At 63.9% G+C, this 24,471-nt stretch carries 21 protein-coding genes; 11 read left to right on the forward strand and 10 right to left on the reverse strand.

Going from position 1 to position 24,471, the window contains the following annotated elements; genetic code table 11:
- The first annotated feature begins 516 nt into the window (after nucleotides 1–516).
- Both Pla111_RS01865 and Pla111_RS01870 read left to right on the forward strand, forming a co-directional pair.
- The gene (locus tag Pla111_RS01865) at nucleotides 517–1,089 is read left to right on the forward strand and encodes a helix-turn-helix domain-containing protein (protein WP_146570807.1); all 573 of its coding nucleotides are present in this window, start codon (nucleotides 517–519) and stop codon (nucleotides 1,087–1,089) included.
- Between the two features lie 336 nt (nucleotides 1,090–1,425).
- Nucleotides 1,426–2,463: a polyprenyl synthetase family protein gene (locus tag Pla111_RS01870; protein WP_146570809.1), complete on the forward strand. Its 1,038-nt coding sequence runs from the start codon at nucleotides 1,426–1,428 to the stop codon at nucleotides 2,461–2,463.
- Nucleotides 2,464–2,494: 31 nt separating this feature from the next.
- On the opposite strand, the gene Pla111_RS01875 is transcribed toward Pla111_RS01870, so the two are convergent.
- Together Pla111_RS01875 and miaA are read right to left on the reverse strand one after the other, a co-directional pair.
- On the reverse strand, nucleotides 2,495–2,995 hold the full coding sequence (locus Pla111_RS01875; protein ID WP_146570811.1) for a hypothetical protein: 501 nt from the start codon (nucleotides 2,993–2,995) through the stop codon (nucleotides 2,495–2,497).
- 278 nt (nucleotides 2,996–3,273) lie between these two features.
- A complete protein-coding gene (gene miaA / locus Pla111_RS01880) occupies nucleotides 3,274–4,233 on the reverse strand; it encodes a tRNA (adenosine(37)-N6)-dimethylallyltransferase MiaA (protein WP_146570813.1) in 960 nt (319 codons plus the stop codon).
- Between the two features lie 242 nt (nucleotides 4,234–4,475).
- Between miaA and hisE the strand changes: the two genes are divergently transcribed.
- The 3 genes from hisE to hisG are packed head-to-tail and all read left to right on the forward strand — an operon-like array spanning nucleotide 4,476 to nucleotide 6,016.
- Nucleotides 4,476–4,838, forward strand: coding sequence for a phosphoribosyl-ATP diphosphatase (hisE, locus tag Pla111_RS01885; RefSeq protein WP_146570815.1), 363 nt, complete (start codon nucleotides 4,476–4,478; stop codon nucleotides 4,836–4,838).
- On the forward strand, nucleotides 4,828–5,130 hold the full coding sequence (locus Pla111_RS01890; protein ID WP_146570817.1) for a hypothetical protein: 303 nt from the start codon (nucleotides 4,828–4,830) through the stop codon (nucleotides 5,128–5,130). Before hisE ends, Pla111_RS01890 begins: the two co-directional genes overlap by 11 nt.
- A complete protein-coding gene (hisG, locus tag Pla111_RS01895) occupies nucleotides 5,123–6,016 on the forward strand; it encodes an ATP phosphoribosyltransferase (protein WP_391581003.1) in 894 nt (297 codons plus the stop codon). The genes Pla111_RS01890 and hisG overlap by 8 nt, the downstream gene beginning before the upstream one ends.
- A gap of 6 nt (nucleotides 6,017–6,022) precedes the next feature.
- Here the strand turns inward: hisG and Pla111_RS01900 are convergent, their stop codons facing one another.
- Nucleotides 6,023–7,603: a family 16 glycosylhydrolase gene (locus Pla111_RS01900; protein WP_146570821.1), complete on the reverse strand. Its 1,581-nt coding sequence runs from the start codon at nucleotides 7,601–7,603 to the stop codon at nucleotides 6,023–6,025.
- Nucleotides 7,604–7,884: 281 nt separating this feature from the next.
- Here Pla111_RS01900 and Pla111_RS01905 point away from each other — a divergent pair, with 281 nt between their 5' ends.
- On the forward strand, nucleotides 7,885–8,850 hold the full coding sequence (locus tag Pla111_RS01905; protein ID WP_197524670.1) for a threonine ammonia-lyase: 966 nt from the start codon (nucleotides 7,885–7,887) through the stop codon (nucleotides 8,848–8,850).
- A 26-nt stretch (nucleotides 8,851–8,876) separates the two neighbouring features.
- Here Pla111_RS01905 and Pla111_RS01910 read toward each other — a convergent pair whose 3' ends face one another.
- On the reverse strand, nucleotides 8,877–10,520 hold the full coding sequence (locus Pla111_RS01910; RefSeq protein ID WP_146570825.1) for a Na+/H+ antiporter NhaC family protein: 1,644 nt from the start codon (nucleotides 10,518–10,520) through the stop codon (nucleotides 8,877–8,879).
- Between the two features lie 67 nt (nucleotides 10,521–10,587).
- Nucleotides 10,588–11,361 carry a PIG-L family deacetylase gene (locus Pla111_RS01915; RefSeq protein WP_146570827.1) on the reverse strand — a complete coding sequence of 258 codons (774 nt, stop codon included), beginning with the start codon at nucleotides 11,359–11,361 and terminating at the stop codon, nucleotides 10,588–10,590.
- A 113-nt stretch (nucleotides 11,362–11,474) separates the two neighbouring features.
- Between Pla111_RS01915 and Pla111_RS01920 the strand changes: the two genes are divergently transcribed.
- The 3 genes from Pla111_RS01920 (at nucleotide 11,475) to purN (ending at nucleotide 16,693) form a co-directional block, all read left to right on the forward strand.
- A complete protein-coding gene (locus Pla111_RS01920; RefSeq protein WP_231930566.1) occupies nucleotides 11,475–12,128 on the forward strand; it encodes a hypothetical protein in 654 nt (217 codons plus the stop codon).
- A 285-nt stretch (nucleotides 12,129–12,413) separates the two neighbouring features.
- Entirely contained in the window at nucleotides 12,414–16,049 is a 3,636-nt protein-coding gene (locus Pla111_RS17090) for a class I tRNA ligase family protein (protein WP_197524671.1), read from the forward strand.
- Between the two features lie 8 nt (nucleotides 16,050–16,057).
- A complete protein-coding gene (purN, locus tag Pla111_RS01930; protein WP_231930569.1) occupies nucleotides 16,058–16,693 on the forward strand; it encodes a phosphoribosylglycinamide formyltransferase in 636 nt (211 codons plus the stop codon).
- 39 nt (nucleotides 16,694–16,732) lie between these two features.
- On the opposite strand, the gene mscL is transcribed toward purN, so the two are convergent.
- From mscL to Pla111_RS01945, 3 genes are all read right to left on the reverse strand, one after another.
- The gene (gene mscL / locus Pla111_RS01935; protein WP_146570833.1) at nucleotides 16,733–17,137 is read right to left on the reverse strand and encodes a large-conductance mechanosensitive channel protein MscL; all 405 of its coding nucleotides are present in this window, start codon (nucleotides 17,135–17,137) and stop codon (nucleotides 16,733–16,735) included.
- Between the two features lie 124 nt (nucleotides 17,138–17,261).
- Complete coding sequence (locus Pla111_RS01940; protein ID WP_231930572.1) at nucleotides 17,262–18,341, reverse strand: RluA family pseudouridine synthase; 1,080 nt, start codon at nucleotides 18,339–18,341, stop codon at nucleotides 17,262–17,264.
- Nucleotides 18,338–19,162: a tetratricopeptide repeat protein gene (locus tag Pla111_RS01945; RefSeq protein ID WP_146570835.1), complete on the reverse strand. Its 825-nt coding sequence runs from the start codon at nucleotides 19,160–19,162 to the stop codon at nucleotides 18,338–18,340. Before Pla111_RS01945 ends, Pla111_RS01940 begins: the two co-directional genes overlap by 4 nt.
- Nucleotides 19,163–19,367: 205 nt before the next feature.
- Between Pla111_RS01945 and Pla111_RS01950 the strand changes: the two genes are divergently transcribed.
- Nucleotides 19,368–21,473, forward strand: a complete 2,106-nt coding sequence (locus tag Pla111_RS01950) for an ATP-dependent helicase (RefSeq protein WP_146570837.1) — start codon at nucleotides 19,368–19,370, stop codon at nucleotides 21,471–21,473.
- 75 nt (nucleotides 21,474–21,548) lie between these two features.
- Here Pla111_RS01950 and Pla111_RS01955 read toward each other — a convergent pair whose 3' ends face one another.
- A complete protein-coding gene (locus tag Pla111_RS01955) occupies nucleotides 21,549–22,514 on the reverse strand; it encodes a DUF1571 domain-containing protein (RefSeq protein WP_146570839.1) in 966 nt (321 codons plus the stop codon).
- 413 nt (nucleotides 22,515–22,927) lie between these two features.
- On the opposite strand from Pla111_RS01955, the gene Pla111_RS01960 reads away from it, so the two are divergent.
- Nucleotides 22,928–23,638 (forward strand): MBL fold metallo-hydrolase, encoded by a 711-nt coding sequence (locus tag Pla111_RS01960; RefSeq protein ID WP_146570841.1) that lies wholly within the window; start codon nucleotides 22,928–22,930, stop codon nucleotides 23,636–23,638.
- On the opposite strand, the gene Pla111_RS01965 is transcribed toward Pla111_RS01960, so the two are convergent.
- Complete coding sequence (locus Pla111_RS01965) at nucleotides 23,624–24,466, reverse strand: biotin--[acetyl-CoA-carboxylase] ligase (protein WP_197524672.1); 843 nt, start codon at nucleotides 24,464–24,466, stop codon at nucleotides 23,624–23,626. The two genes, Pla111_RS01960 and Pla111_RS01965, sit on opposite strands and share 15 nt — an antisense overlap.
- Nucleotides 24,467–24,471 lie beyond the last annotated feature (5 nt).

Here is a 24,471-nt window from a genome sequence, read left to right on the forward strand (position 1 = left end):
GGCACCGCAGGGGGGAGCCTGCTTCAATCTGTCCGATTGATGCCGTATCGGAGCCACACCGGCGGTCTGGTCACAGACCGTTTCGGACGCGGCCCCGAATGCGCCAGCCCCCCTCTGCCGCCCCGTCCGCCCGTTTGAAGCGCGTGCGGCTCGCGTGTGTCGGCCAAGAGCGTTCTACCGGGGGAAGTGGTGCGGGTTGTGCCGGTTGTCCGAGGGCTTTCCCTCCAAGACCGCCGAACACGACAGCATTCTCCGAACCCGGAAGACTTTCGCAGCCGATGCGAGTTGTACGAAGGAGCGGATCAGAAGGACCTGACCCAAACCGTACGAAGCACACCCCACACTTAACGGACCCCGACCCAGACGCGTGCCCGGTTTGCCGAAACCTGGCAGCAGGGAATCGTTCGCCAAACCGGACGGCACCAGCACGCGAGGGGCTAACAGCACGTAGCACCGGTGATCCAACCGATGTTGTGTGTTCCCGCTGTAAACAGCCAAGAGAGAATGGAGAGCGCGATGAAGGTCTTCACGACGGGTCAGGTCGCCAAGATCTGTAAGGTCGCCCCGCGCACCGTGAGCAAGTGGTTCGACTCTGGTCGCCTTAAGGGCTACCGGATTCCCGGATCGCAAGACCGGCGCATTCCGCGGGAGTATTTGATTCGGTTCCTCAAAGAGCACGGCATGCCGCTGGGCGATCTTGAGGACGAGGCGATGGCCAAGGTGCTCATCGTCGCGCAGGATCAGGTGCTCATCGAGAACCTCAAGCGAGAGCTGCCGGCCGAGCGTGCGTTCCGCACTTCGACGGCTGCTAGCGGTTTTGAGGCGGGCATCCAAGCAGAAAGCTTCCACCCCGACTGCATTATTGTTGACTTCTCAGTGGGTCACGTCGAAGCGTTGCAGATCTGCCAGAATCTGCGTCGCAATGCCGATTTCGCGGATACGATCCTGATTGCTCTCCTGCCGGACGACGGCTCGAGCACCAGCTTCGACCGCTCGACCATCAACGAGACGTTCAAGAAGCCATTCGATGCGGCACTGCTCGCCGAGCGTCTGCGGACGCTGATCGGTGCCAAGAAAGAGCTGGTCTGAAATCGACCGGCTGGGGCAGCGGTTGCTTAAACCTTGACCCCTTACGATCGAGAATCAGGCGGCGGCCGGAGAAATCCTCTCCCCGCTCAAATCCGACAAGTCTCAGAGGCCCGTTCGCCCCGTGCGAACGGGCCTCTGGTCATTGTGGGGGTGGAGTTAACGGCAGGGGGGCATCGCGGGTACTCTTTTAGACAAGCGTTTCCCCGCTTTTACCGATCCCGGGTGGTCAGACAGGCAGGGGGCCCGTTAGTAAACTGGGTCTCCGCACGCCCTAACATCCGGCGGCGGCAAGTCTTACAATCCCGCAGGTCCTCCGCTCCGGACCCGAGTTAGGCAATGCGGCTTCCTTTACCTACCAAGACCGGCTCCGATGCCACGCCCGCCCCGACCGGGCCCGCGGTGCGTCTGCTCTTCAATACCGTCGGCGATGCCTTGGCACGCGTCGAGGAGCGGCTGCAAGCCGAGCTCCGCAGCGACGACCCCCGCGTCGATGCGGTGGTGCGGCACGGCTACCGGCTGGGTGGCAAGCGGCTGCGTCCGGCGCTCGTGCTGCTGGCGGGCGACGCGATCGGCTCGCTGACCCCCGATCACGATCTGCTGGCGGTCGTCGTGGAAATGATCCACACGGCCACCCTGGTACACGACGACGTGCTAGACGAGGCCTCGCTGCGCCGCCACGTCGATACGGTCAACGCTCGGTGGGGAAATGAAACCAGCGTGCTGTTGGGAGATTTCCTGTTCTCCCACGCCTTCTATTTGGCGAGCACGATCGAAGACAGCGCCCGTGCGGCCGAGGCGTGCCGACTGATCGGTCGCTCGACCAATCGCGTCTGCCACGGCGAGCTGCGGCAGACCCTGTCCGAAGGCGAGCTGAACCTGTCCGAAGCCGACTATCTGGCGATCATCGACGGCAAGACGGCCGAACTCTGTGCCTGCTGCTGCCGCCTGGGTGCGTTGTTCGCTGGTGCCGACCAGCAAGTTACGGCAGGGCTGGAAGCGTACGGCCGCAATCTTGGCATGGCGTTCCAGATTGCCGACGATCTGTTGGACCTAGTTGGAGAGGAAGAAGAGACCGGCAAAACCGCCGGTGCCGACCTCGCCAAGCAAAAGATCACCCTTCCGCTGATCTACACGCGTGACAGCTTGGTGAACGGCCCGCGAAATTCGCTCGAAACTTGGCTGAGGGCACCTTCAACGACTTCTCGCGCTGAAGTCCGCAAGCTCGTCGAGGCCGTTGGCGGGGTGGCCTACGCCCAGCGCCGGGCCCAAGAGTACGCCGAACTCGCCGTTAGCGAACTAGCGGTCCTGCCAGCCGGTTCGGCACGCGACACCTTGGCCCAGCTGGCGTACTTCGCTAGCCGGCGTGACGCCTGAGGTTGGCTAGCAGCCCTGCCCGTTCAGGCTCTCAGTACCCGTGATGGGCTGCGGCGTGCAGTTTTTCTTGGTCCGCTGCGAGCAGTCCCGCGACCCGCTCGGCGTCGAAGCCGTGGTCACGCGTCAGGTGTTCGAGGAAGGTCATCCCCGAGACGCCCGCCTCGGGCGGATCGATCGTGGTGAGCCACAGGCTCAGTTCAGCGGCGTTGAGGGTCCGCAGCCAACGGCTGGGCGGCCGGCCGTGGCGGGCCCGTCGCTCGGGAAGCGCGTCGGGGCCGGGCTGATCGGTCGAGGTTGATACGCCTTCGTCAGGCATCGCGATTTCGTACTCGGCAGCGAGCGGGTCGGGCTCAAAAAACTCCGCGGGAGCCGCACTGGGATCCAGATACCCCGTGGCATCCTCGAGCGGCTTGCCGGTTTTGCGATGAACCGGGATCGTGATGCCCGATAGCCGCCACTGCCCGTCGAGGAAGATCTCGCGCTGCAACCAGCTCCACGAGCCGTTGTAGGTCCGTTGCCAATGCACTGGCATGGCTAGAGGGGCGGGACCCGGGCTAAGGGGGAACACAGACTGCGGTGACGGGGGGCCCTGCAGCTCCGCCAGAATTTCTACGAGTCCGAGCCGAACCCGCGACCCTGTCGCAGAAGCGGCTGCCAGACCGAACAATCCGAAGCCCGCACAGCGCGTGAAATGACGACGGTTCATCGAGCGCTTGGCAGCAAGGGGGGGCAATCTTGATCCATGCCGATTTACTTGCCCAACTCTACCACGCTCTGCCGTGCGCGGTCGGCACCCGGCCCGGCAAAGCGCTAACGCCCCTCGGCGGCCAGCCGTTCGATGCGTTCGGCAATCGCTGCGGGCGACTCGTCGACGCCGATATCGACAAACGTGCACTCGCTCAAGCTACGGAACCACGTTCCCTGACGTTTCGCGAAGCGCCGCGTGCGTGCTTGGATCCGTTCGATTGTGGTTGCCAGATCGGTTGTCCCGTTGAGATGCTCGATCATCTCGCGATAGCCGACGGCTTGGCTTGCGCTGCGGCCGAGAGTTTTGCCGTTCGCGATCAGTCCCTCGACCTCCTGCTGAAAGCCTTCCGCGATCATCTGGTCAACCCTTTTTTCGATACGATCGTGCTGATCGATGCGGTCGCGTCGCAAGACAAATACGCGGCATGACTCCGCCGGACGCGCGTCGTCAAACTCCATTTGCTGGTGGCTGATCGGTTGCCCGGTGCCGCGATACACCTCTAGGGCGCGGACGATCCGGCGGGCGTCGTTCGGATGGATCGTCGAGGCGGCAAGCGGGTCTACCATCTGCAGGCGTTCGTGGAGTGCAGCCGGCCCCACGCGGTCGAGTTCGGTCTCGATCTCGCGGCGGAGGTCCCAGTTGGCTCCAGGGCCTTCGAACAGACCGCGTAACAGACACTTTAGATACAGCGGCGTTCCGCCGACAAAGAGCGGCGTGGCGTTGCGCTGAACGAGGCGGCGGCAAACGTCTTGCGCGGCTTGGCGGTACTCGGCGACGCTGAATTCTTGGTTCGGGTCGCGCAGGTCGATCAGATGGTGCGGAACCAGCGCTTGCTCCGACGCAGAGGGCTTGGCGGTGCCGATGTCCATGCCCCGGTAGATGGCCATCGAGTCCAGTGAGAGGATCTCGACCGGCGGCCCGGAGCGGCCCAGCCGCTCGGCCAGGGCGATTCCGACGGAAGTTTTCCCCGCCGCGGTGGCCCCGGTTAGAAACCAGCAATTGCCGGCGAAATCGAATTCCATAGAAGCGGTCGAGGGAATCAAGGAAGAATGCTGCCCGGGGGGGGTTCATTGTCCCCGCGAGGCATACTGTTTAAGCTATAGGGCTCGCCATTGCGCGGTGCCATGGCGGGTTGCTCGAAGACAGGGCCAACGGGTCCCGCTTAGTTTTGTCCGCAGCCCCGCTGACGGGAACCGGCCGCTTCGCGATCGGCCGCCCCGACAGGTCGCCGCAGCCTTTATTTCAATCATCTGAGCGTTTGGCTTTGCACGACAACCCGTCGCCTGCCGCACCGCGTCCGCTCGATCAGCTTGAGCGGACCATCGGTGATCGCGCGGCCCAAGCAGAGCAGAGTTCGTCCTACACAGCGAAGCTCTTGGCTGCCGGCGTTGCGAAGATCGGTGCCAAGGTGACCGAGGAAGCCGCCGAGTTGGTCGAGGCCGCTGCTGAGCCCGGCACCGAGGGACGCACACACTTTATCTACGAGGCGGGGGACCTGCTGTACCACACGCTGGTGCTGCTCCGCTGGCGAGGCGTGGAACTTGCGGAGGTCGAGGCCGAACTGGCACGCCGCTTCGGCGTGTCGGGCATCACCGAGAAAGAAAGCAGAGCGAAGCATGGGAGTTGAAGACATCATTGCGCTGTTAGCGCGTCACGGCCAAACCGCCACCTACGGTGCCCTGGCGGCGCTGTTTGAGATGGCCACGCAGTCGGTCATGAAGGACCGCGAGCAGACCCACCAAAACTCGTGGATCGTTGCTTCTAAGACCGGCATGCCCAGCGGCTACAGCCCTGAGCAGATCGACCCCCGCTTGCTCGAGTTTGTCGAGAAGGGGGGCAAGCCGCTCAAGAGTGTTGATGAGCTGCGGACCTGGGTGCTTGCAAACACGACCGACGAGGATTTTAACGAAGGTGAGTGAACCGCTACGAATCGGCGTGCCCAGCAAGGGCCGCCTCGCCGAACTCGCGACCGAGCTGCTCGTCGATGCCGGTCTCAAGTTCCGTCGTCAGAATCGCGACCTCTTCGCTCGGGTTAAGCCGTCCTTCGGCCTTGAACAGCCGATTGATGTCACGTTTCTTCGTACGGACGATATCCCCGTTCTGTGTGCCGAAGGAGCGATCGATCTGGGCATCACCGGGAGCGATCTCGTGGCCGAAGCGGGAGTGGATGAGCCTGCGCCCGATCGCCCGGCGATTGTGACCCAGTTGAAACTGGGGCTAGGCGGATGCCGCCTGGCGGTCTGCGTTCCTGAATCGAGCCCGGTGGTGTCCGCCACGGATCTTAAGGGAGATCGCATCGCCACGAGTTTTCCCAACGTCACGCGGCGGTACCTGAATCAGAGTGGGGTGACCGGCCACATTGTCGAGCTGACCGGCTCAGTCGAAGTGATGATCGCGCTGGGGATTGCCGATGCGATCGTCGATCTGGTCGAGACTGGCAGCACGCTGGCCGCGAACAAGCTACGGATTCTCGACACGATCGGGACTTACGAAACCGTGCTCGTTCAGAACCCCGCCACCAAGCACGAAGCGTTATGCGCCCAAATCGTGCGACGCTGCGAAGGGGTTGTGATTGCCAGGGGCTATTCCCTACTGGAATACAACGTGCCTGAGGAGCAGCTCGCCGCGGCCGAGAAGATCACCCCCGGGTTTAGCTCGCCGACGGTGAATCGGCTCGAACAGCCCGGCTGGTATGCCGTCCGCGCAATGGTCAAGCGCGGCGATGTGATCGGGGCGATGGAGCGGCTCGAAGAACTCGGCGCGCAGGCAATCCTCGAGATCGAGATCAAGAACTGCCGGCTGTAGTGCGTATTAAGAGCGGACGGCCAAACGGCTCGATCGCGATGATACGAGAGCTAGCATGGTCAATAGCAGCGTGCTGGGTTCGGGAACCGCAGCCGCTGCACTGGACGAGCTTAGCGCCGCTTCCCAGACGGTGTAGTCCGCGGCGTTCACCTCGCCATCGCGGTTGCCGTCGGCGGCCAGATTGATCGTCGAACCTAGCGCATCACGCCACACGGTGTAGTCGGCCAGATCGACTTGGCCATCGTAGTTGTAATCGCCGGCGATGCCGTCTACGGAAACAACGGAGAGAGAATCCAGGAGCAAGGCACCTCCGCTCGTGGTGCCCTCATTCAGCAAGATAGAGATACGGGCTTCGACCGCGGCAGAGGGGACGTCAACCAAATATTCGTGCCGACGCCACGCCGCGGTCAGTGATCCTGGGTCGGCCAAGATAAACTGGTCTTCGCCCAGGAAGGCGGCGGACTGATACCCGGCTCCGAACTGGTTGTAGTACTCGACCTTGATGCTTGCGACACCGCCCGCTGCCAGGGCTTCGCCGGTGGGAATCAACGAATCGAGTCGCACGCGGAGCGACTCGCCCCCATCGACCGCTACGCCCTGATAGAGCCCCGCGAAAGAGACCCCGTCTTGCTGCGATGCCAACCGCACGGCGCTGGAGCCGGTCGTTGCCCCGGCCGTGGCGATCGTGATGTTGCTGCCGGTGCTGTTGAACGTCTCCCAATCGTTGAAAGACCCCTGCGACTCGTCAAAACCACCGTTAACCAGGCCGAAGAAACCATTCTCGCGCTGCCACACTCGGGCGTACTCGATATCGAAGTGCTGCGGGAAGACGGTTGATCCGTTGGGGTCGCCGCCAAAGTCGCCGCCAACCGCTAGGTTGAGGATCAGGCTCTTGGCGGTGTCAAAGATGGGGCGCTGCGTGGCACCGACCAGCGTAAAGTGCCGATTGCCATCAACGTAGAATCGGAGCTCGTTCGGCTCCCATTCGACGGCGTAGTCGTGGAACCCCTCGTGAAAATTCACCGGCGCTCCGAGGGCGTCGGTGGCGGTGTACTCGCTGTAGCTGTAACGGTGTTGGTCGCAGCAGGGCACATTGGGGTCAGTCTGCCAGTGGTAAGCGCTGCTGGTGAGAAAGGGCTGACTGCCTCGATTCTCCATGATGTCGATCTCGCCGCCGGTCGGCCAGTTGACCGTCCGCGGCAACAGCCAGATGGCAGGCCACATGCCCTGGGTGGTCGGCAGATCGGCGCGGATCTCAAAACGCCCGTAGCTCCATTCCTCGTGCGTTCGTACTAGTCCGGAGCGGTACGCCTTGCCATCTAGCGGCACGTTGGTCGCGGTGAGGCGTAGCTTGCCGTCAAAGAGCGAGACCTGATCGTCCAGGTAGTACTGCTTTTCGTTGTTGAAGCTGTCACGGCGATTGAGCACGTCCCATTCGCCGGTGTTAACGGTGCTCTGATCGAACTCATCTTGCCAAACGCGGGTCCAGCCGAGGCGTTCGAAATCGTCGCCGTGGGCTATCGTGACCGGGCAGGTGGTGATTACCAGGCACAGCAGCGAGCAGAAACAAACGGTGTAACGAAGCATCCGGGCACAGCTCGAAAAGGGATTGGATAAGACGTGCCCTCGCAGACGAACACGACAGTCCACTTTAGAGCAACAAACGCTCGGCGGCCACTTGTGCGCCAATTTCAGTGGAACAGTTACACGCTGCCGTCACAGCGAATCACTGGCATAGCGTTAGGGGCTGGAGGAAGACGCCTACTAGCCATCGTACGGTTGGAGTAAAAATCAGCGACCCTAGGTCCAGCGTCCAGTCGGCTGCTGCCATGTGGACGCCCTGTTACTACCCTGCGGGAACTTCTCCCTTGGAACCAATCACGCTCGCTGACGTCCGGACCGCAGCGACACGCATCGCGCCCCACGTGTGGCGCACTCCGCTCGTGGCGTGCGAGCCGTTGTCGGCAGCGCTCAGATGTGACCTGCGGTTTAAGGCCGAATCGCTTCAGCATGGCGGAGCGTTCAAGGCGCGGGGTGCTTGCAACGCGGTGTTCGCGCTCTCGGACGACGAGGCGCTGCGCGGTGTGGTGACACACTCTTCCGGCAACCATGCGGCGGCTTTAGCGCGTGCCGCAACGCGACGCGGTATTCCCGTCTATGTGGTGATGCCTCACAACGCGAGCCCGATCAAGCTTGCCGCGGTGCGTGCCTACGGCGTCGAGCCGATCCTTTGTGAACCGACCAGCGAAGCACGCGAGCGCGCGGCGCTCGAGGCCCAAGAGCGCTACGGGGCAAGACTCGTGCACCCTTATGATGACCCGCTGGTGATGGCGGGGCAGGGGACGCTGGCCCTGGAAGTGATCGACGACTGGCCAGAGATCGATACGGTAGTTGTGCCCGTCAGTGGCGGGGGCCTGCTGGCCGGGGTGCTGACCGCGATCAAAGCGATACGTCCCGAGGTGCAAGTCATCGCCGCCGAGCCGGCGTGGGCCGATGATACGGCACGGAGCCTGGCTTCGGGCAAGAACGAAGTGCCGACCCGTTACGACACCCTAGCCGATGGCCTGCGCGCGGCGGTTGGGAAGCTCACCCTGCCGGTGCTAACGCGGTGGCTGGATGACCTGATCCTTGTCGAGGAAGAAACGATTCGCGCCGCGACTCGCACGATCAGCGCCGAGGCACGGCTCGTTGCCGAGTACTCGGGAGCGGTCCCGCTCGCAGCGGTGATGACCACCCCCGAACGCTTTGCAGGACGACGCGTGGGGCTGGTTGTCTCGGGGGGCAACCTCGATATGGGGGGCTGCCGATTGGGCGAGTCGCCGCGGTCGGCGTAGTGCTTTATCCCGTGGCGAGCCAAGCCCTACGCCCGCTCCGCCCGCAGCAGCACGAACGCCAACAGACTTGCCGTTTGCATCGGCAGCAGCAGCCACACGCTGATCCCCAACGCCAGGGGCAGCGTGCCTAACAGCACGCAGACCGCTGCCGTCAGCAGGGCGTATGGGAGTTGCGTACGGACGTGTGCCATGTGGTCGCAGCCGCTGGCTTGGGACGAAAGGATCGTCGTGTCCGAGATCGGCGAACAGTGATCCCCAAAGATGGCACCGGCCAGCACGGCACCGATCGAGGCCAGCACCAGGGGTGCGGTAGCGGGATCCGCCATATCGCCCGCCGCTCCGAAGGCGATCGGGGTCACCATGGGCACGATCAACCCCATCGTGCCGAAGCTGGTGCCCGTGCAGAACGCGACCACTGCCGAGAGCAGGAACACACCGGTGGGCAGCAACGCCCGCAGCAGCGGGGGCATGTCGGTCCCGCCTTCGCCGAGCAGCTTGGCCGAGAGGAACTCACCCGTGTAGAGCCTTTCTGCTTGGTGCTCGTAGGCCACGACGGTAGGGGCTCCCGAGACATCGCGGTTGCCGGTCATCCGCGACATGGCACCTGCTAGCCACAAGATGGCGATCGCCGGCAGCACCGCCGAAACGCCTCGGACCAAAGCGCGTTGGGTTTGCGTGGGCGTCAGCAGCTGGCGGATCTTGACCACACCGATCGCGACCATCAGACCCACCATCCCGCCGTACTGCAGCGCAAGTCCCGAGTCGGCGGCACCGAACACATCGCGCAGCACCAGCAGCGGCGAGGCGTCGGGGTCGTAGCGCTGGCCGAGGTTCGCGACCCCCGACATCCACAGCAGCACAGTCACCGTCAGCAGCGTAGCAGCCAGTGGCAAGACCGCGTTCGACCAGTGGGTGGGGGTCGGAGCGGGCTCGGGATCTTCGGCATCGGTTTCGGGAAGCGCCTCGCCGCGCCGGGCCAGACGCTCGGCCTGCAGCATCGGACCGAAGTCTCGCCCCGTGAGCGCGATGATCGGCACCAACAGCAGGGCCTGAATCACATAGAAACGGTAGGGCAAGCAAGACACGAACAGGCCAAACGCGCTAACCTCTTCCGGCACGCCGCCCGGCAGGTTGTCGAGACCTTCTTGGATGTAGCTGATCTCGACCGCGATCCAGGTCGAGACCAGCGCCAGCCCGGCCACGGGCGCGGCGGTCGAGTCCACGACGTAAGCGAGCTTCTCGCGCGAGAGCTTAAGGCGGTCGAAGACCGGCTTGAGCGCTCCGCCCAGCAGCAGCGTATTGGCGTAGTCGTCAAAGAAGACAATCAGGCCCAGAACCCACCCTGTTAGCTGCCCGCTGCGGGGCCCGCGCGCGAGCGGGGCCATCAGCTTAACAAGCCCCAGCATGCCGCCGGACGCATGGATCAATCCCACGGTCGCCCCCATCGCCACCGTAAAGGCGAACAGCCGCAACTTGCCCGGATCAACAAACGTGGGCCACAGATGGGTTTCGCACAGCGCGACCAGGGCAGCCACCGGATCGCCACCCGTGAGAATCAACGCGCCGATCGCAAGACCCGCGAGCACCGAGAGCAAGATCCGTCTCGTCAGGATCGCGAGAACGACAGCGACCACTGGCGGAGCCAGGCTTAACCAACCGTAGGGATGCATGGGGGGCTGTCGGTGGGGCGAAGCGAAAGGAGGCGAGGCGTGAGCCGGGCGGCACAGGCTAGTGCGATCAGTTATCCGAGCGCGAGCCCGCGCTCAGGTGCAAGCTCCCCATCAGATCGGTGACCCCGATCGCCCGGGGGCTGGCCAGACGTTCGCCCGCCCGAAATCCCGCGGCGGAGCCGAACCAACGGTTCATGGCCTCGACCCGGGCGAAGAGTTCTTGCTTCTCGGGGGGGAATTGCGTCGCGTACGCGCGGACCGCGGCGAGTTTTGCGGCGAGCGTCGAGCTGATATCGACGACAAAATCGCCGCCAATCGTCGGCGGATCCAGTGAATAGAACGACAGCGAGTAATACAGTTGCGCCTCGATCCGATGCGGCGGCAGGTGGTCGAAGTGCTCGTCCCACTTGGTGAGCCGCGAATAAAAGACCGCGGCATCCGTGATTTGCATGGCTTGCCAATGGTCGGGCGAGGCGAGCGGGGTCTTTTCCCCGAGACCCAGCACCAACTGGGGCCGCCAGCGGCGGAAAACCTTCGCCAAGGCCACACGCTCGTCGAAGCCGTCCATCAGCCGACGGTTGGGCAGATCGAGCGTGATTCGCTCCGAAACCCCGAGGATTTGGGCGGCCTGCGCGGCTTCGGCGAGCCGAACTTCGGGCCCCGGCGAGGCGGGTGTCGGCTCGCCGTCGGTCAGATCGACGATCCCCACCCGGTAGCCCTGCTCGGCCAGCTTGGCGAGCGTTCCGCCGCAACCGATCTCGACATCGTCCGGATGGGCACCGACGGCGATCACGTCCAGCCGCGGGGGGAGCGAAGCCGGAGCGGCGGGGGAGGGGGGCATGGGGGCGGTGGTCCGGCGCGGGCGCAGCGGGGCTGCTTGACAGCAGAGGTGGCGGTCCCTAAGAAAACCCGCCCGGAGAGGCCCGTCAACCACCAATTGCGTGGCGATTGGTTATGCTACTAACCTCAACCGCGATGCGGTGGGGGAAGACGCCTGTTGTCTGCCCGCCCGAGACCAAGTTAACGACCCCGATCCGATCGATGACCATGCTCGCCTCCACGACGATCTCGTCGCCCACGTTTTCGCCGTCACCACTCCCCGCCGCGCCGGGAGAAACGCTTCCGCACAGCGCCCCGCTGAGCGGGTTGGCCCCCGAGGAGGGAGATCAGCTGCCCCGCAGCCCCGGCGAAACCACGCCACCGGCCAGCAGGCCCACGCCACGGGCCAGCAGGCCCACGCCGCCGGCCAGCAGCCCCAGCTCGCAAGACGGGGTTGGCACGCACGAAGCGACTGCCGGCGAAGAAGAATCGCCCCACTTCAGCGGAGAGGCGGACCGCCCGCTGGCAGTGGTCGAGGCCTCGAGCGATCCGTTCGATGAGTTCGATGACGACGACTTTGACGACGAGTTCGACGACGACTTCGAAGAAGACTGGGACGACGAAGAAGAAGAGGACGGTTTTGGTCCCGAGTTCCAGGACTCAGAGGGCGAGGAGTTCGACGTCAATGCCGACGTAAAAGAGGGGGATCTCGACGACGATGAGGATGAGGCGGACGACTCCAAATCCTCCGGCAGCCGCTTCTCGGGTGACGATGACTTCGACGAGTAACGGTTCTTCCCCCGTCAGTAGTCGATTCTTGTCGCGACAAGCGTAACGGGCTCCCGGTAGAAACGCCGCGCGCTCGCCGCGTTTGCCAAGCTGGCAGAGGCGTCTGGCGGAGGGCAGCGCGGGGCCTCAGCTCGCACAGGAACGCTTCCTGAGAGGATTCAGCCGGGGCGAGGCCTTTGCACGCGGTCGCTGGCGGGGACAATAGCGGACTTACTTGTCCCGTCTCCCCCTCCCTTCGATGCGATCGCTGGCAGCCTCCCCGCTGGTCAGGCGACCCTTCCGCGTATGTTCCAGCCTGTCGACGGCCAAGTCAGCTTTCCGCGTCTAGAAGAAGAGGTGCTCCGGTTCTGGAAAGAGCAGGGCATCTACCAGCAGTCGCTCGACCGGCGCGACGGGGCCCCGCCGTTTGTCTTCTACGAAGGCCCGCCGACGGCCAACGGCATGCCCCACCCGGGCCACTGCCTGACGCGCGCCATCAAAGACGTCTTCCCGCGCTACAAAACGATGCGCGGCTACCGGTGCGAGCGCAAGGCGGGGTGGGACACGCACGGCCTGCCGGTCGAGGTGGAGGTCTGCAAAGAGCTGGGCATCCACAGCAAAGAGGAGATCGAAGCCTACGGCGTTGAGCCCTTCATCCAAAAGTGCCAGAAGAGTGTCTGGCGCTACATGCAAGAGTGGGAACGGCTCACCGAGCGGCTCGGCTTCTGGGTCAACCTGGACGAGGCCTATGTCACGTACCACCAGTCATACGTCGAGAGCGTGTGGTGGAGCCTCAAGCAACTGTTCGACCGCGGCCTCTTGTATCAGGGGCACAAGATCGTCTGGTGGTGGGCGCAGGGGGGCACGGCGCTGTCGGCGGGCGAAGTGGGGCAGGGCTATCGGCAAGTCGCCGACCCCAGCGTGTACGTGAAGTTCCCGCTGCTTGATGATGACGGTAACGAGACCGATACGTCACTTCTGGTATGGACGACGACTCCGTGGACGCTGCCGAGTAATCAGTTCGCAGCGGTGCATCCTGATATTGAGTACGCCAAGGTTGAAGACGAGGGGGAAACACTCCTTCTCGCTAAGGACTTGATCGAAGCGATCGCGACCAAGACCAAGAAGACGCTTAAGGTCGTGGATACCTTCCTCGGTGCGAAGCTTGTTGGACGGCGGTACAAGCCGCCGTTTAATTGCTACCACGCGAGGAATCGAACGCATGAGTGGCAAGTAGTCGGGGCCAAATTTGTCACCACCGAGAGTGGTTCGGGGGTCGTGCACCAAGCGCCCGCTTTTGGCGAAGTCGATTACGAAGTGCTCGTCGATCAACGTCAAGCAACCGGCCAAGACTTGCCGCTTATCAACTGCGTAGGCCCCGACGGCAAGTTCACCGACGAGGCCCCCGAGTTCGTGCGCGGCCGTTGGGTCAAGGACTGCGACAAGGACATCAACCGTAATCTGAAAGAGCGCGGGCTGCTGTTCCATCAAGAACAGTACCTGCACGATTACCCCTTCTGCTGGCGAGCCGAAGAGGACCCGCTTATTCAGTACCCACGCGAGAGCTGGTTCATCCGCACCACGCAGTTCAAGGACCAGATGCTCGCCAATAATGAGGCGATCAACTGGCTCCCCGGGCATATCAAAGAGGGCCGGTTCGGCAAGTTCCTCGAGTCGAACGTCGACTGGGCCCTCAGCCGCGAACGCTACTGGGGTACGCCGCTCCCCATCTGGCAGTGCGAAGCCACCGGCCAGCAAGAAGCGATCGGCGGTTACGACGAGCTGCTCGCCAAGCCGGGCGTCGCGGGGCTCGACGTTTGGCAGGCCGCCAAGGCGGCCGACCCCACGCTGCCCGACGATCTGTGCGTTCACAAGCCGTACATCGACGCGGTGACGTACGACTCGCCCCACAAGCCGGGGGCCCGCATGCGGCGGATCCCCGAGGTGATTGACTGCTGGTACGACTCGGGCGCGATGCCGTTCGCGCAGTGGGGCTACCGCGGCGAGCCACTCGGCAAACCGGACGATGGCAGCACCAAGAGTTCCCCTCCCCGACAGGGGGAGGGGGCCACCCGGGCAACCGCTAAGTCTTCCTCCGCCAATCCCTCGGCCCTTGGAGGAGGCGAGAACGACGCGGCGGCGCGCTTCGCGAGCCAGTTTCCCGCCGATTTCATCAGCGAAGCGCTCGACCAAACCCGCGGCTGGTTCTACAGCCAGCTCGCTATCAGCACGATGCTATGGGGCGAAGCGGCCGAAGCGAACACGCATCCGGCCGGCCCAAAGGTGCCCGCCTTACCCCACCCGTTCCGCAACTGCATCGTTCTTGGGCTCATGCTGGGCGAGGACGGGCAGAAGATGTCCAAGAGCAAGCGCAACTATCGCGAGCCGCGCGAGATCTTCGACAAGTACGGAGCCGATGCGCTCCGCTGGTACCTGTTCGCCAACCAGCCCCCGTGGACTTCGATTCGCTACAGCGAGCAGGCGATCAAGGATTCGATCCCCGAGTTCTTGCTGCGGTTGTGGAATTGCTACAGCTTTTTCGTCATCTACGCCAACATCGACGGCTTCGACCCCGCGGTAGAAACGGGCGCAGAGGCGGGCGCTACAGAGACAGCAAGCAATAAAAATCCCCCTCCCCCGCAGGGGGAGGGGCTAGGGGAGGGGGCCACCCGGGTACCCGCTACAGACCCCTCCGCCAATCCGGCCCCCCCGGGGGCAGGAGAGGCCACGCCGCTCACCGCGGCGCAGTTCGCCGCGGCCAAGAGCTATCGGCCCGTCGCTGAGCGCGACGAGCTCGATCGCTGGATTCTGGCCGAGCTGAACCGCACCGTCGCGGCCGTCACCGAGCGGATGGACGCTTACGACAACTTCGGTGCCTGCGCGGCGATCACCGAGTTTGTCGATGGTTTGTCCAACTGGTGGGTTCGCCGCAGCCGCGAACGGTTCTGGGCAAAAGAAAAACGTGCGACCGAGAAGCTCGACGCTTACTGGACGCTGTACGAGTGCCTGATCGAGACCAGCAAGCTGATCGCCCCGTTCACGCCCTTTTTGGCGGAGACGTTCTGGCGGAATCTGGCGAGCGTGTTTGGCGCGCGTGCTCCGCAGAGTGTTCACCTGTGCGACTATCCCCACGCCGAGGTCGATCTGGCTGCCGCGGAGCTCTCCGAGCGGATGGCGCTCGTGCGGCTGATCGCCTCGCTCGGTTTGCGGGCCCGTAACGAGGCGTCGCTCAAGGTGCGTCAGCCGCTCGCGAAGGTCGAGGTCGTGCTGGCCAGCACCGAGCACCAAGCGTGGCTGGAAGAGCATCGGGCGGTCATCGAAGGCGAGCTCAACGTCAAGGCGGTTGAGTTTTCCGACGAACCCGACAAGTACGTCGAGCACGAGGTGCTCCCCAACTTCAAACTGCTCGGCAAGAAGCTCGGCAAGCTGATGCCCAAGGTCAAGCAGGCACTCGATCAGCAGAGCGGCGCCGAGCTACTGGCCAACCTGCGTGACAACGGCCGAATCAATCTGAGCGTCGAGGGGCAAGCGGTGGAATTGCTCCCCGAAGAGGTCGAGGTGCGGATCAAGGCGAAGCCCGGCTGGGCCGCCGCGAACGATCGGGGCGTGGTCGTCGTGCTCTCGACCGAGCTGACCCCCGTGCTGGTGCGCGAGGGACTCGCCCGCGACTTGGTGCGTGCCATCCAAGACCGCCGCAAAGAGATCGGCTGCGACTTTACCGATCGCATCGCGATCGGCCTCGTGACCGATTCGGAAATCTTGCGCAAGACGGTCGCGGAGCACGGCACCTACGTTGCGAACGAAACCCTTGCCAACGAGGTATCGCTCGAACCGTTGCCCGGTGCCGAGGCGCTCGCGATCCAGATCGGCGACGCCACAGCGCAGCTTACGATTCGTGCCGTCCCGATTTCCGCCGCCCCGATTCCCTCGGTAAAGCCTTGAAAATCGCGGTGCTTATCTCCGGCGGCGGTCGGACACTGAAAAACTTGATCGAGCTGATCGCTGAAGATCAGTTGCCCGTCGAGATCGCGCTGGTGATCGCCAGCAGCGACAAGGCGGGCGGCTTGGCGCACGCCGCCGCGGCCGGGATTCCGCATTCGGTCGTCCAGCGCCCAGACTACGCTTCTGACGAGCTGTTCGGTGCGGCCGTCTTCTCACGCTGCCGCACCGCGGGGGTCGATCTGGTGGTGATGGCGGGCTGGCTGAAGCTCACGCCCGTGCCGGACGACTTTATCGGCCGAGTGGTGAACATTCATCCGTCGCTCTTGCCCGCGTTCGGCGGGCAAGGCATGTACGGCGACCGCGTTCACAAGGCGGTCCTCGCGCGCGGCTGCAAAGTGACCGGCCTAACGGTTCACTACGTCGATAACGAGTACGACGCGGGACCGATCATTTGGCAGATGCCCGTGCCGGTGTTCGACGACGACACGTCGCACACGCTCGCGGACCGCGTGTTCGAGGCCGAAAAGGAAGCCTATCCGCACGTACTCCGCCTGCTGCAAGCGGGACGGGTCAAGCTGGCCGAGGGCCGGGTGCGAATCGGCCGCGGGCATCGGGCTGCGGGCAGCGAGATGCCCGCGGAATAGATCTCTCCCCCGCAGACGGGGGAGAGATCGAGTGCGTCTTTAGCTCTTCTTGAGCGCGTCACGGATCTCGCGCAGCAGGAGCACGTCTTCCGGCGGTGCGGCGGGAGGGGCCGCTTCTTCCGCCTTCTTTAGTGAGTTCATCACCTTGATGACCATAAACAAGGCGAACGCCACAATAATAAAGTTGATCGAGGCTTGCACAAAAGCACCCCAGCCAATCTCGGGAGCAGGAAGATTAAGCTCCTCGAGACCAGGAACCGTTAACTTTGATGATCTCTGCGAGAAATCGACGCCACCCGTTAATGCGCCCGTAAGCGGCATTAGGATCTTATCGACAAGTGCTGAGATGATCTGACCAAAGGCACCGCCGATGACAATGCCGACCGCCATGTCAACGACGTTGCCGCGCATGGCGAAGGCTTTAAATTCGCTAAGCAATCCCACGATGAATCCTCCTGAGAAGGGGTAGGGAAGGATCGCTGGCTGTGGTGCGTGCGGTCCCCCCAGAACGGGCTATTGCGCGGCATGCTATCGCCCGCACCGCTGCCTGCAAACACCGGTTTGGCTGCTAGCCGCGCAACGAGCGGAGGACCGCTTCAAAGTCGGCCGGCAGAGGGGCCTCGAACGCCATCGGCTCCCCGGTCGTGGGGTGGGCCAGGCTCAGCCGGTGCGCGTGCAAAGCTTGCCGGGTCAGGATCGGCGTTTCTTCGCCAACGTCGGTCCGGCCGTGGAGTTCGCCGGGCGTGATACGGCTCCGGCTGCCGTAGTGCCGGTCACACAGCACCGGATAGCCCGCAAACGCCAGATGGACGCGTATCTGGTGGGTTCGGCCCGTCTTGGGCGTGGCTCGCACGAGGGCGAAGCCACGGAACCGTTCGAGCACTTCGTACGTGGTGGTGGCGGCACGAGCGTCCGGATGGTCGCGCCGGACCGCCATCTTTTCGCGGAGTGACGGATGGGGACCGATCGGTTCCTCGATCACGTCGGCGTCGCGGTCGGGCACGCCCGCCACCAAAGCCAAGTACTTTTTTGTAACAGTCCGTTCAGCAAACTGGGCCGCGAGGCGGTCGTGCGCCCGATCGTGCTTGGCGACAACAATCACGCCCGTTGTGTCGCGGTCGAGGCGGTGGACGATGCCCGGCCGAGTGGGACCGCCCCGCTGGCTCAAGCCCTCGCCAAAATGGTACGCCAGCGCGCTAGCCAGCGTGCCCGACCAGTGCCCCTTTGCCGGATGGACCACCATGCCGGGCGGTTTGTTTACCACCGCGAGATCGTCATCTTCGTACAGCAGATCGATGGCGATCGGTTCGGGGGCCGGGCCCGCAGCGCCGGGCTCAAGCCGCTCGACGCGGACCGCCTCTCCCGCAGCCAGCCGATAGGCGGGCTTCTGTCGGACGCCCGCCACGAGCACATGACCGGCGTCGATCGAGCGCTTGATGGCGACCCGGCTGAACTCGTTCAAGCGCTGCGTGAGAAACGTGTCGAGCCGCTGGTCGATCGCGGTTTCGTCAGCGATAAACTCGCGTGGCCAGTCCGTACTCGCATCGGTAGCAGCCACCGGGGCGAGCAGTTCGTCGCTGTCATCGTCGCTCGGCGATGCTGCCCCGTCGATCAGGTTGGCGTGGTCAGCCGGCTGGGGATCGCTCACTTGGTCGAGAGATCGGCAGCCGCGTCTTGCGCTGCTTCTTGATCGGTTTCATCGGGAGCGGCTTCTTCGGAAGCGTCTTGCTCCGCGTCGGGGGCGGCAAACTGCTCGAGCAGCGTGTCGAGATCGGCCTCTGCGGCTTCTTCGGCCGGTTTCTCGCTGGGCATGGCGATGTCGTCCGGTTCCGCGTCGGGGCGAACCTCGTCGGTGGCCAGCTGCTCGGTATCTTCACCGGCGGCGGCGATCCAGCGGTAGTCTGCCACCACCCGGTCGGATCTCAGCTCTTTAGCCCGCTGTTCGGCGAGCGGAGCGAAGGGACCGCTAACCCGGCCGTACTGCTCGCGGGCGGCATCAAGGTTGCCCTCCATTTCCAGAACCCGCGCTAGGCCGTAGGTCGCCCGATCGGCGACCTCGGGCTCTTTGGCGGACTGCAGCTTCTCGAAGGCGGTTTTAGCTTCGGCCAGCGCCTCGACGGCCTGGGTGCGTTGCCGCAGGTACATGTTCGCGGCGAACCACAGCCGGCCGTCGGCCCACGTGACCTCGGCCCATTCTTCAACGCCCGTGCCCGGGTGATCCAGAGCGGCTTGTTTGAGCCCCTCAAGGCTCGGGCTGGGACCTTCCATGGCGACCGTGAACGAGCGCCAGCGGGCTCCGCGGGCGTCTTGATTGGACGCCTTGTAGGCCGACCAGCCCAGCAGAGCGGCCGCACCGGCGATCAGCACCGTCGCGATCAGCGGGAGCTGGGGCTTGATCGCTTCGATCTTGCGCTCCAGCCAGCTAGCCAGGACGTTTTCTTCCAGTTCGTGGCGGTGTTCCGAATCCATCGCTTGCTTCGTGTCGAAGGGAATAGGTTTTCTCGCAAAGGGCCTATGGTACGGCGACGGGCGATGCCGCGGAAGACGGACCGCTGCGGCTTGGGCGGCGAAAGCGTAAGCTCTCAGCCCCCCGGCAGCGGCCCGGGCCGCTCTCCGCCCCCCGTAGCTTGCCCCTCACACACGGGCCCACCCCTGCCCGCTTGCCCCCGCCGCTGTGTCTTCACCCCCTCTCAATCCCGCCCAGCACGACGCCGTTCAAACGCTGCGCGGGCCACTGCTGGTGCTGGCCGGTGCGGGGACGGGTAAAACCCGCGTGGTTACGTTCCGCATTGCCGAGTTGATCCGCACCGGGGTGCCGGCGTCACGGATCCTGGCGGTCACGTTCACCCGGAAGGCCGCGGGCGAGATGCAGGAGCGTGCCGGGCAGTTGCTCAAGGGCCGCCGCAAAAAACTGCCGAAAGACGCACCACGGCCGGAGATCAGCACGTTTCACTCGTTGTGCGTGCGCATCCTGCGCCGGCACGCCAAGGTGCTGGGCTATCCCGAGCGGTTTACGATCTCCGACCGCGGCGACCAAGAGTCGCACGCCCGTTCGGCGTTGCGCGAGATCCGTGCCCCGGCCGACTCGCTGCGGCCGGGCGACCTGCTGGCCGCCATCAGCCGCTGGAAGATGCGCTCCATTTTGCCCTCCGAGGCAGCCTCGACTGCCGAGACCGATCGCGAGCATCTGGCCGCGGTGGCGTACCGGCGTTACCAGGCGAACCTCAAGAAGACCGGTGCCATCGATTTCGATGACTTGCTGCTTCTCACCGCCAGGCTGTTTACCGAGCACCCGTTGATCCGTCGCGCGGAGGCGGGTCGGTTCGATCACGTTCTGGTCGATGAGTATCAGGACACCAATCAGAGTCAGTATGAAGTGGTGCGCGGGCTGGCGATGGGCCATCGTAATCTGTGCGTGGTGGGCGACGACGATCAATCGATCTACGCCTGGCGCGGAGCGGAAGTCGCTCACATTTTGCGTTTCAAGCAAGACTGGCCCGACGCCAAGGTCGTACGCTTAGAAGACAACTATCGCAGCCGCCAGCCGATCATCGAGTACGCCAACACGCTGATCGCCTTCAACACGGAGCGGCACGAGAAACGGTTGCGGCCCTTCCGCACCGGCGGCTCGCGACCGCGCATCTTGCAATTTAAGAACGAAGAAGACGAAGCCAAGGCGATCGTAAACGACCTCCGGCAGCGGCTGATGCAGGGAGGTTGGCGCCTAGCGGGCGAAGAACGGGAGCGGTTTGTACGGACCGGTGCGGCTCCGCTGAAAGCGTCGGACTTCGCAATCCTGTTCCGCACGAACGAACAGCCCCGCGCCTTCGAGGCCGAGCTGCGCTCGGCCGGGGTCCCCTACGTGCTGATCGGCGGCATGAGCTATTACGATCGCCGCGAGGTGCGCGACCTGATGGCCTATCTCAAGCTGGCCGTCAATCCGGACGATGAGCCCTCGCTGCTGCGAGTGCTCAATACCCCGCCACGAGGCATCAGCGATGGTGCCCGCAAACGCCTCGTCGAGGCGGCTGTCGAGCGCGCCGAGCCCCTGTGGCGCGTGCTGGCGGGGGGCCGCGCGTTGCCGCAGCTCTCCGAGGCGGCTGAGCGCGGCGTGATTGAGTTGCGCGACATGGTAGAACGCTGGCGCAAACAGGCCCAGCAGGCCGGGCAAGTGGAAGAGCTTGTCTACCGCGTGGTGAAAGAATCTCGCTACCGCGATGAGCTAACAAGGTTGTATCCCGATGCTCAGGAGCGTGAAGCACGCCTCAACGCGGTGGAAGAGCTTGTGAACGCGGCGGCCGCGTTCGATAGCAAGCAAGACAACCGAGCGACACTCGGCGACTTCTTGGATGACATCGCCACGGGCGATCGCGACGACTCGAAGGACAAAGAGAACCAGCTCAAGTCAGACGCCGTGGCGCTGATGACGCTCCACGCGGCTAAGGGCCTCGAGTTTCCTCACGTGTACCTGGTTGGCATGGAGGAGACGATTCTCCCTCACAAGCGGTCGATTGATGACGGAGAAAAAGCGATCGCCGAGGAGCGACGCCTCGCCTACGTCGGCGTGACGCGGGCACGCGATGAACTGACCCTGTCGCTAGCGCTAACACGACGCAAATGGGGCAAGTCGCGCGACACGTTGCCCAGTCGATTTCTGTACGAGATGACCGGCCAGTCGGATAACCCGCGCTACCTGGAAGCCAAGACCGGCCGCAAGATGAAGGCCCCCCCCGGTGGCCCCCACGCCGGCCGCGCAAAAAAAACGGGCCGCAAACCGTAGCGGCTTGCGGCCCGTTGTTAACAAATTGGGGGCCGGCGGGGCGGCATGTCGCTGCCAGCTGCCAGCTGCCCGCTGTTAGCGGAAGATGTTCGGATTCTCGGGATTGAAGTCCGCGTCCGTGAAGCCGTTGTTGATCTTCAGGTTCGTGTACACGTACTGCTCTTCGAGCAGGGGCTCGCCACCGGGCTGGGTTGGCCAAGTGTAGGCACGATACGCGATCGGCATCCGAAATTCATTATCGATGAAGATCTGGGCTTTGTGGAAGCGAAAGTTCTTGCGCGGCACGGGGTGGATCGCCTCGATCATGGTCGCGTCGCGACCCGCGATGCGGGCCGACGCGTGGGTAACGGTGCACTCTGCATACTTCGTGTCCGCCTCGGCGATCTCGACCAATTCTTCGGTCAGGTTCAAGATGCCCGCCTTGGTGATCGGATAGCGCTGGCCATCCATCGCCATCGAGCCGTCCGGGTCGAGCTTGACCTTGCCGAAGTTACGTTTCCAACCCGCTCCCAGCGCGACCAGCTTGCCGTTGTTTTCGTTCGCGACGTAGAGCGCTTCTTGTCCCTGGTTGGGGCTGATAAAGCGGGTGTAAACACTGAATGGCTGGTGGCGGATGCGGATCTCCAGTTGCTGGGGATCACCAAGCTTGCCGTTCAGACGCTCAACCTTGGTGAGCGTGGCGGAGTAATCGCTGACGCTGGTGCGGATGTCGTTCGCGGCTTGCTGTGCTAAACGCAAGCAGGGCATCAGCGGGTGCTCTCCCGGACGCTGCTCCAGATCAAACGGACAGGCGGGGGCGTTGGCCGACGCGGGCAGCACCTGGGCATCGATGCCGTTGCTCCCATAAAACGGCTCGATCGCCACCGCAGGGGTGAGCGGAGAACGGTTAACGGCGGCCTGAGGGCTCGCCTGCTGGGCAGTGCCCGCCACACGATAAACCGGTTGCGTAATCTGTTGGGCAACACAAGTAGCTGCCATGAAACAGACAACCAGTGGCAGAGTGCCGGTGCGGGCCAAGGTGGTAAGGGAGTAAACAGACATCCGTAGATTTCCGGCCTGAGGGTCGTTCAGGGTTAAACTTAAAAAGAGCCTGTGCCGCTTAAGTGATCGGGTCGGGCGGGGCGGCTGCCCCTTGGCGACTTAGTCCGTTAGAGTCGTAGTTTGATCGAGTCCTTATTAGCGGATGCCATCCGTTGGGCTCCAAGCCGAGATTGGTGCCGAGCTGGCTCGGTGCCCTCGCGGCTTAGCGACCAGAGCGCATTCGCTAAAAACGCAGCTGCCGGCGGGTTGGTTCGCGATTGCCCCGTTGGCAGGGGGGGTCGCCGGAGGCCTTCCCGTCGTGGGGCGTATGGTACGCAAGTTTTCCGCATGAGGTGAAGAGAGATCCCAAGCGGGCGGTTTCCTTCCTCGCCCTAGTTTCGCAGACGACCCTCTTTTCGGATTATTTTGTCCCTATGGCATCATCCCCCGTCGAATCGATCTACGCCGCCGATGGCCTACGGGTCTGGCGGGTCATTTCCGTGCCTTTCGACGAAAACACCTACGTCTTTGCCCTCAGCGGCAGCTCTCAGGCGGTGGTTGTGGATCCGGGCCTTCAGCCGGGGACGATCGTCCAGCTCCTGGAAACCGAGCAGCTGGTCCCCGCCGCGATTCTTTGCACGCACGGCCACACCGACCATATCGCCGGCAACGGCGCTCTGAAACAACGGTGGCCCGAGGCACCGCTGGTGATCGGCCGCTTCGATGCTAGCAAGCTGACGGACCCGGTCGGCAATCTGTCGGCCAACTACGGTTTTGAGGTGCTCAGCCCCCCGGCCGATGTGACCGTTGTTGGCGGTGAAGACTACGAGGCCGCGGGCATGACCTGGCAAGTGCGGGATACCCCCGGCCACTCGGCGGGGCACGTGACTTTCTTGTTAGAAAACGCCGGCCTGCTTCACGTGCTGGCGGGGGACGTGCTGTTCCGACGCGGCGTTGGCAGAACCGACTTTCCCGATGGCGATACCGACACGCTCATCGCCTCGATCCACAACGAGCTTTTTCCCTTGCCCGATGATTCTCCGGTTTATCCGGGACACGGACCACTCACGACCATCGGAGAGGAGCGGCGCGAGAATCCGTTTGTCGGTGTCGTGGCGGGTTATCCTGAGCTAGCGGACCGCTAGCACCGTTCCTGCCAGATGCTCGCGGATGGTTTCGCCCTCGCTCAGCCGCAGGGCACCGTTGTGGGCGAACCCCTCACAGACCCCTGTGTGGCGGGCGTCGTGAGAGCCGAGGGTCACCTCGCGGCCGCCTAAGGCGTTGCGTCCGTTCCACTCTCTCCACAGCAGAGCGTCGTTGCGTGCCAGGCGGGCCAAGGCTTCTTTGAAGGCGTCCAGCAACGTGCACAAAGTGATGGTTGGGTCCAGTGCAGTGCCCGTCGCTAGCTCGGCGAGCGATACCGCCTGCCGCCCCGGCAAAGCCGCCGCCGCTTGCCCCGCGGTGCTCCTTGTTTGTACCGCCTCAGCGCGATCCGCGAGGGGCAACGGCGTAGCGCTGAGCAGAGGAGCCGAATGCAGATTGATCCCCACGCCGATCACCAGGCGATCGCTCCGCGGAGCTTCGAGCAGGATGCCGGCGACTTTCCGCCCGTGTTGATCGACCACGTCGTTGGGCCACTTAATCTTCAGCTCAACGCCCGCCAAGGTTTCTGCCAGGTCGCAAACTGCCGAGGCGGTTGTTATTGAGACGGCGGGCAGCCGATCCGCGCTGATACCGTGCCGTTGGGGGTCAAGTAGGAGGCTAAAAGTTAGCGCACCGGGGGCGGATTGCCAGCGATTCTCGCCGCGCCCTCGCCCCGCCGTTTGTGTGTCGGCGAGGATCAGCATCGGCAACTCCGTGGCAGAAGGCGCTGCCGCCAGCTGCTTCGCCCGGTCGTTGGTCGAGCCGATCTGCGCGTGATGCTCCAGGGAAGCAAGCAGCGCGCATTCGCTGATTCGCTTGAGATCGAACAAGGAGC

The organism is Botrimarina hoheduenensis (assembly GCF_007859815.1).
Classification (GTDB): Bacteria; Planctomycetota; Planctomycetia; order Pirellulales; family Lacipirellulaceae; genus Botrimarina; species Botrimarina hoheduenensis.

Excerpts from the sequence above, each read along its gene's own strand:
- Pla111_RS01865 (WP_146570807.1), top strand. The coding sequence starts at position 517 with ATGAAGGTCTTCACGACGGGTCAGGTCGCCAAGATCTGTAAGGTCGCC.
- Pla111_RS01870 (WP_146570809.1), top strand. The coding sequence starts at position 1,426 with ATGCGGCTTCCTTTACCTACCAAGACCGGCTCCGATGCCACGCCCGCC.
- Pla111_RS01875 (WP_146570811.1), bottom strand. The coding sequence starts at position 2,995 with ATGCCAGTGCATTGGCAACGGACCTACAACGGCTCGTGGAGCTGGTTG.
- miaA (WP_146570813.1), bottom strand. The coding sequence starts at position 4,233 with ATGGAATTCGATTTCGCCGGCAATTGCTGGTTTCTAACCGGGGCCACC.
- Pla111_RS01890 (WP_146570817.1), top strand. The coding sequence starts at position 4,828 with ATGGGAGTTGAAGACATCATTGCGCTGTTAGCGCGTCACGGCCAAACC.
- Pla111_RS01900 (WP_146570821.1), bottom strand. The coding sequence starts at position 7,603 with ATGCTTCGTTACACCGTTTGTTTCTGCTCGCTGCTGTGCCTGGTAATC.
- Pla111_RS01910 (WP_146570825.1), bottom strand. The coding sequence starts at position 10,520 with ATGCATCCCTACGGTTGGTTAAGCCTGGCTCCGCCAGTGGTCGCTGTC.
- Pla111_RS01915 (WP_146570827.1), bottom strand. The coding sequence starts at position 11,361 with ATGCCCCCCTCCCCCGCCGCTCCGGCTTCGCTCCCCCCGCGGCTGGAC.
- Pla111_RS01920 (WP_231930566.1), top strand. The coding sequence starts at position 11,475 with ATGCTACTAACCTCAACCGCGATGCGGTGGGGGAAGACGCCTGTTGTC.
- Pla111_RS17090 (WP_197524671.1), top strand. The coding sequence starts at position 12,414 with ATGTTCCAGCCTGTCGACGGCCAAGTCAGCTTTCCGCGTCTAGAAGAA.
- Pla111_RS01945 (WP_146570835.1), bottom strand. The coding sequence starts at position 19,162 with ATGGATTCGGAACACCGCCACGAACTGGAAGAAAACGTCCTGGCTAGC.
- Pla111_RS01955 (WP_146570839.1), bottom strand. The coding sequence starts at position 22,514 with ATGTCTGTTTACTCCCTTACCACCTTGGCCCGCACCGGCACTCTGCCA.
- Pla111_RS01960 (WP_146570841.1), top strand. The coding sequence starts at position 22,928 with ATGGCATCATCCCCCGTCGAATCGATCTACGCCGCCGATGGCCTACGG.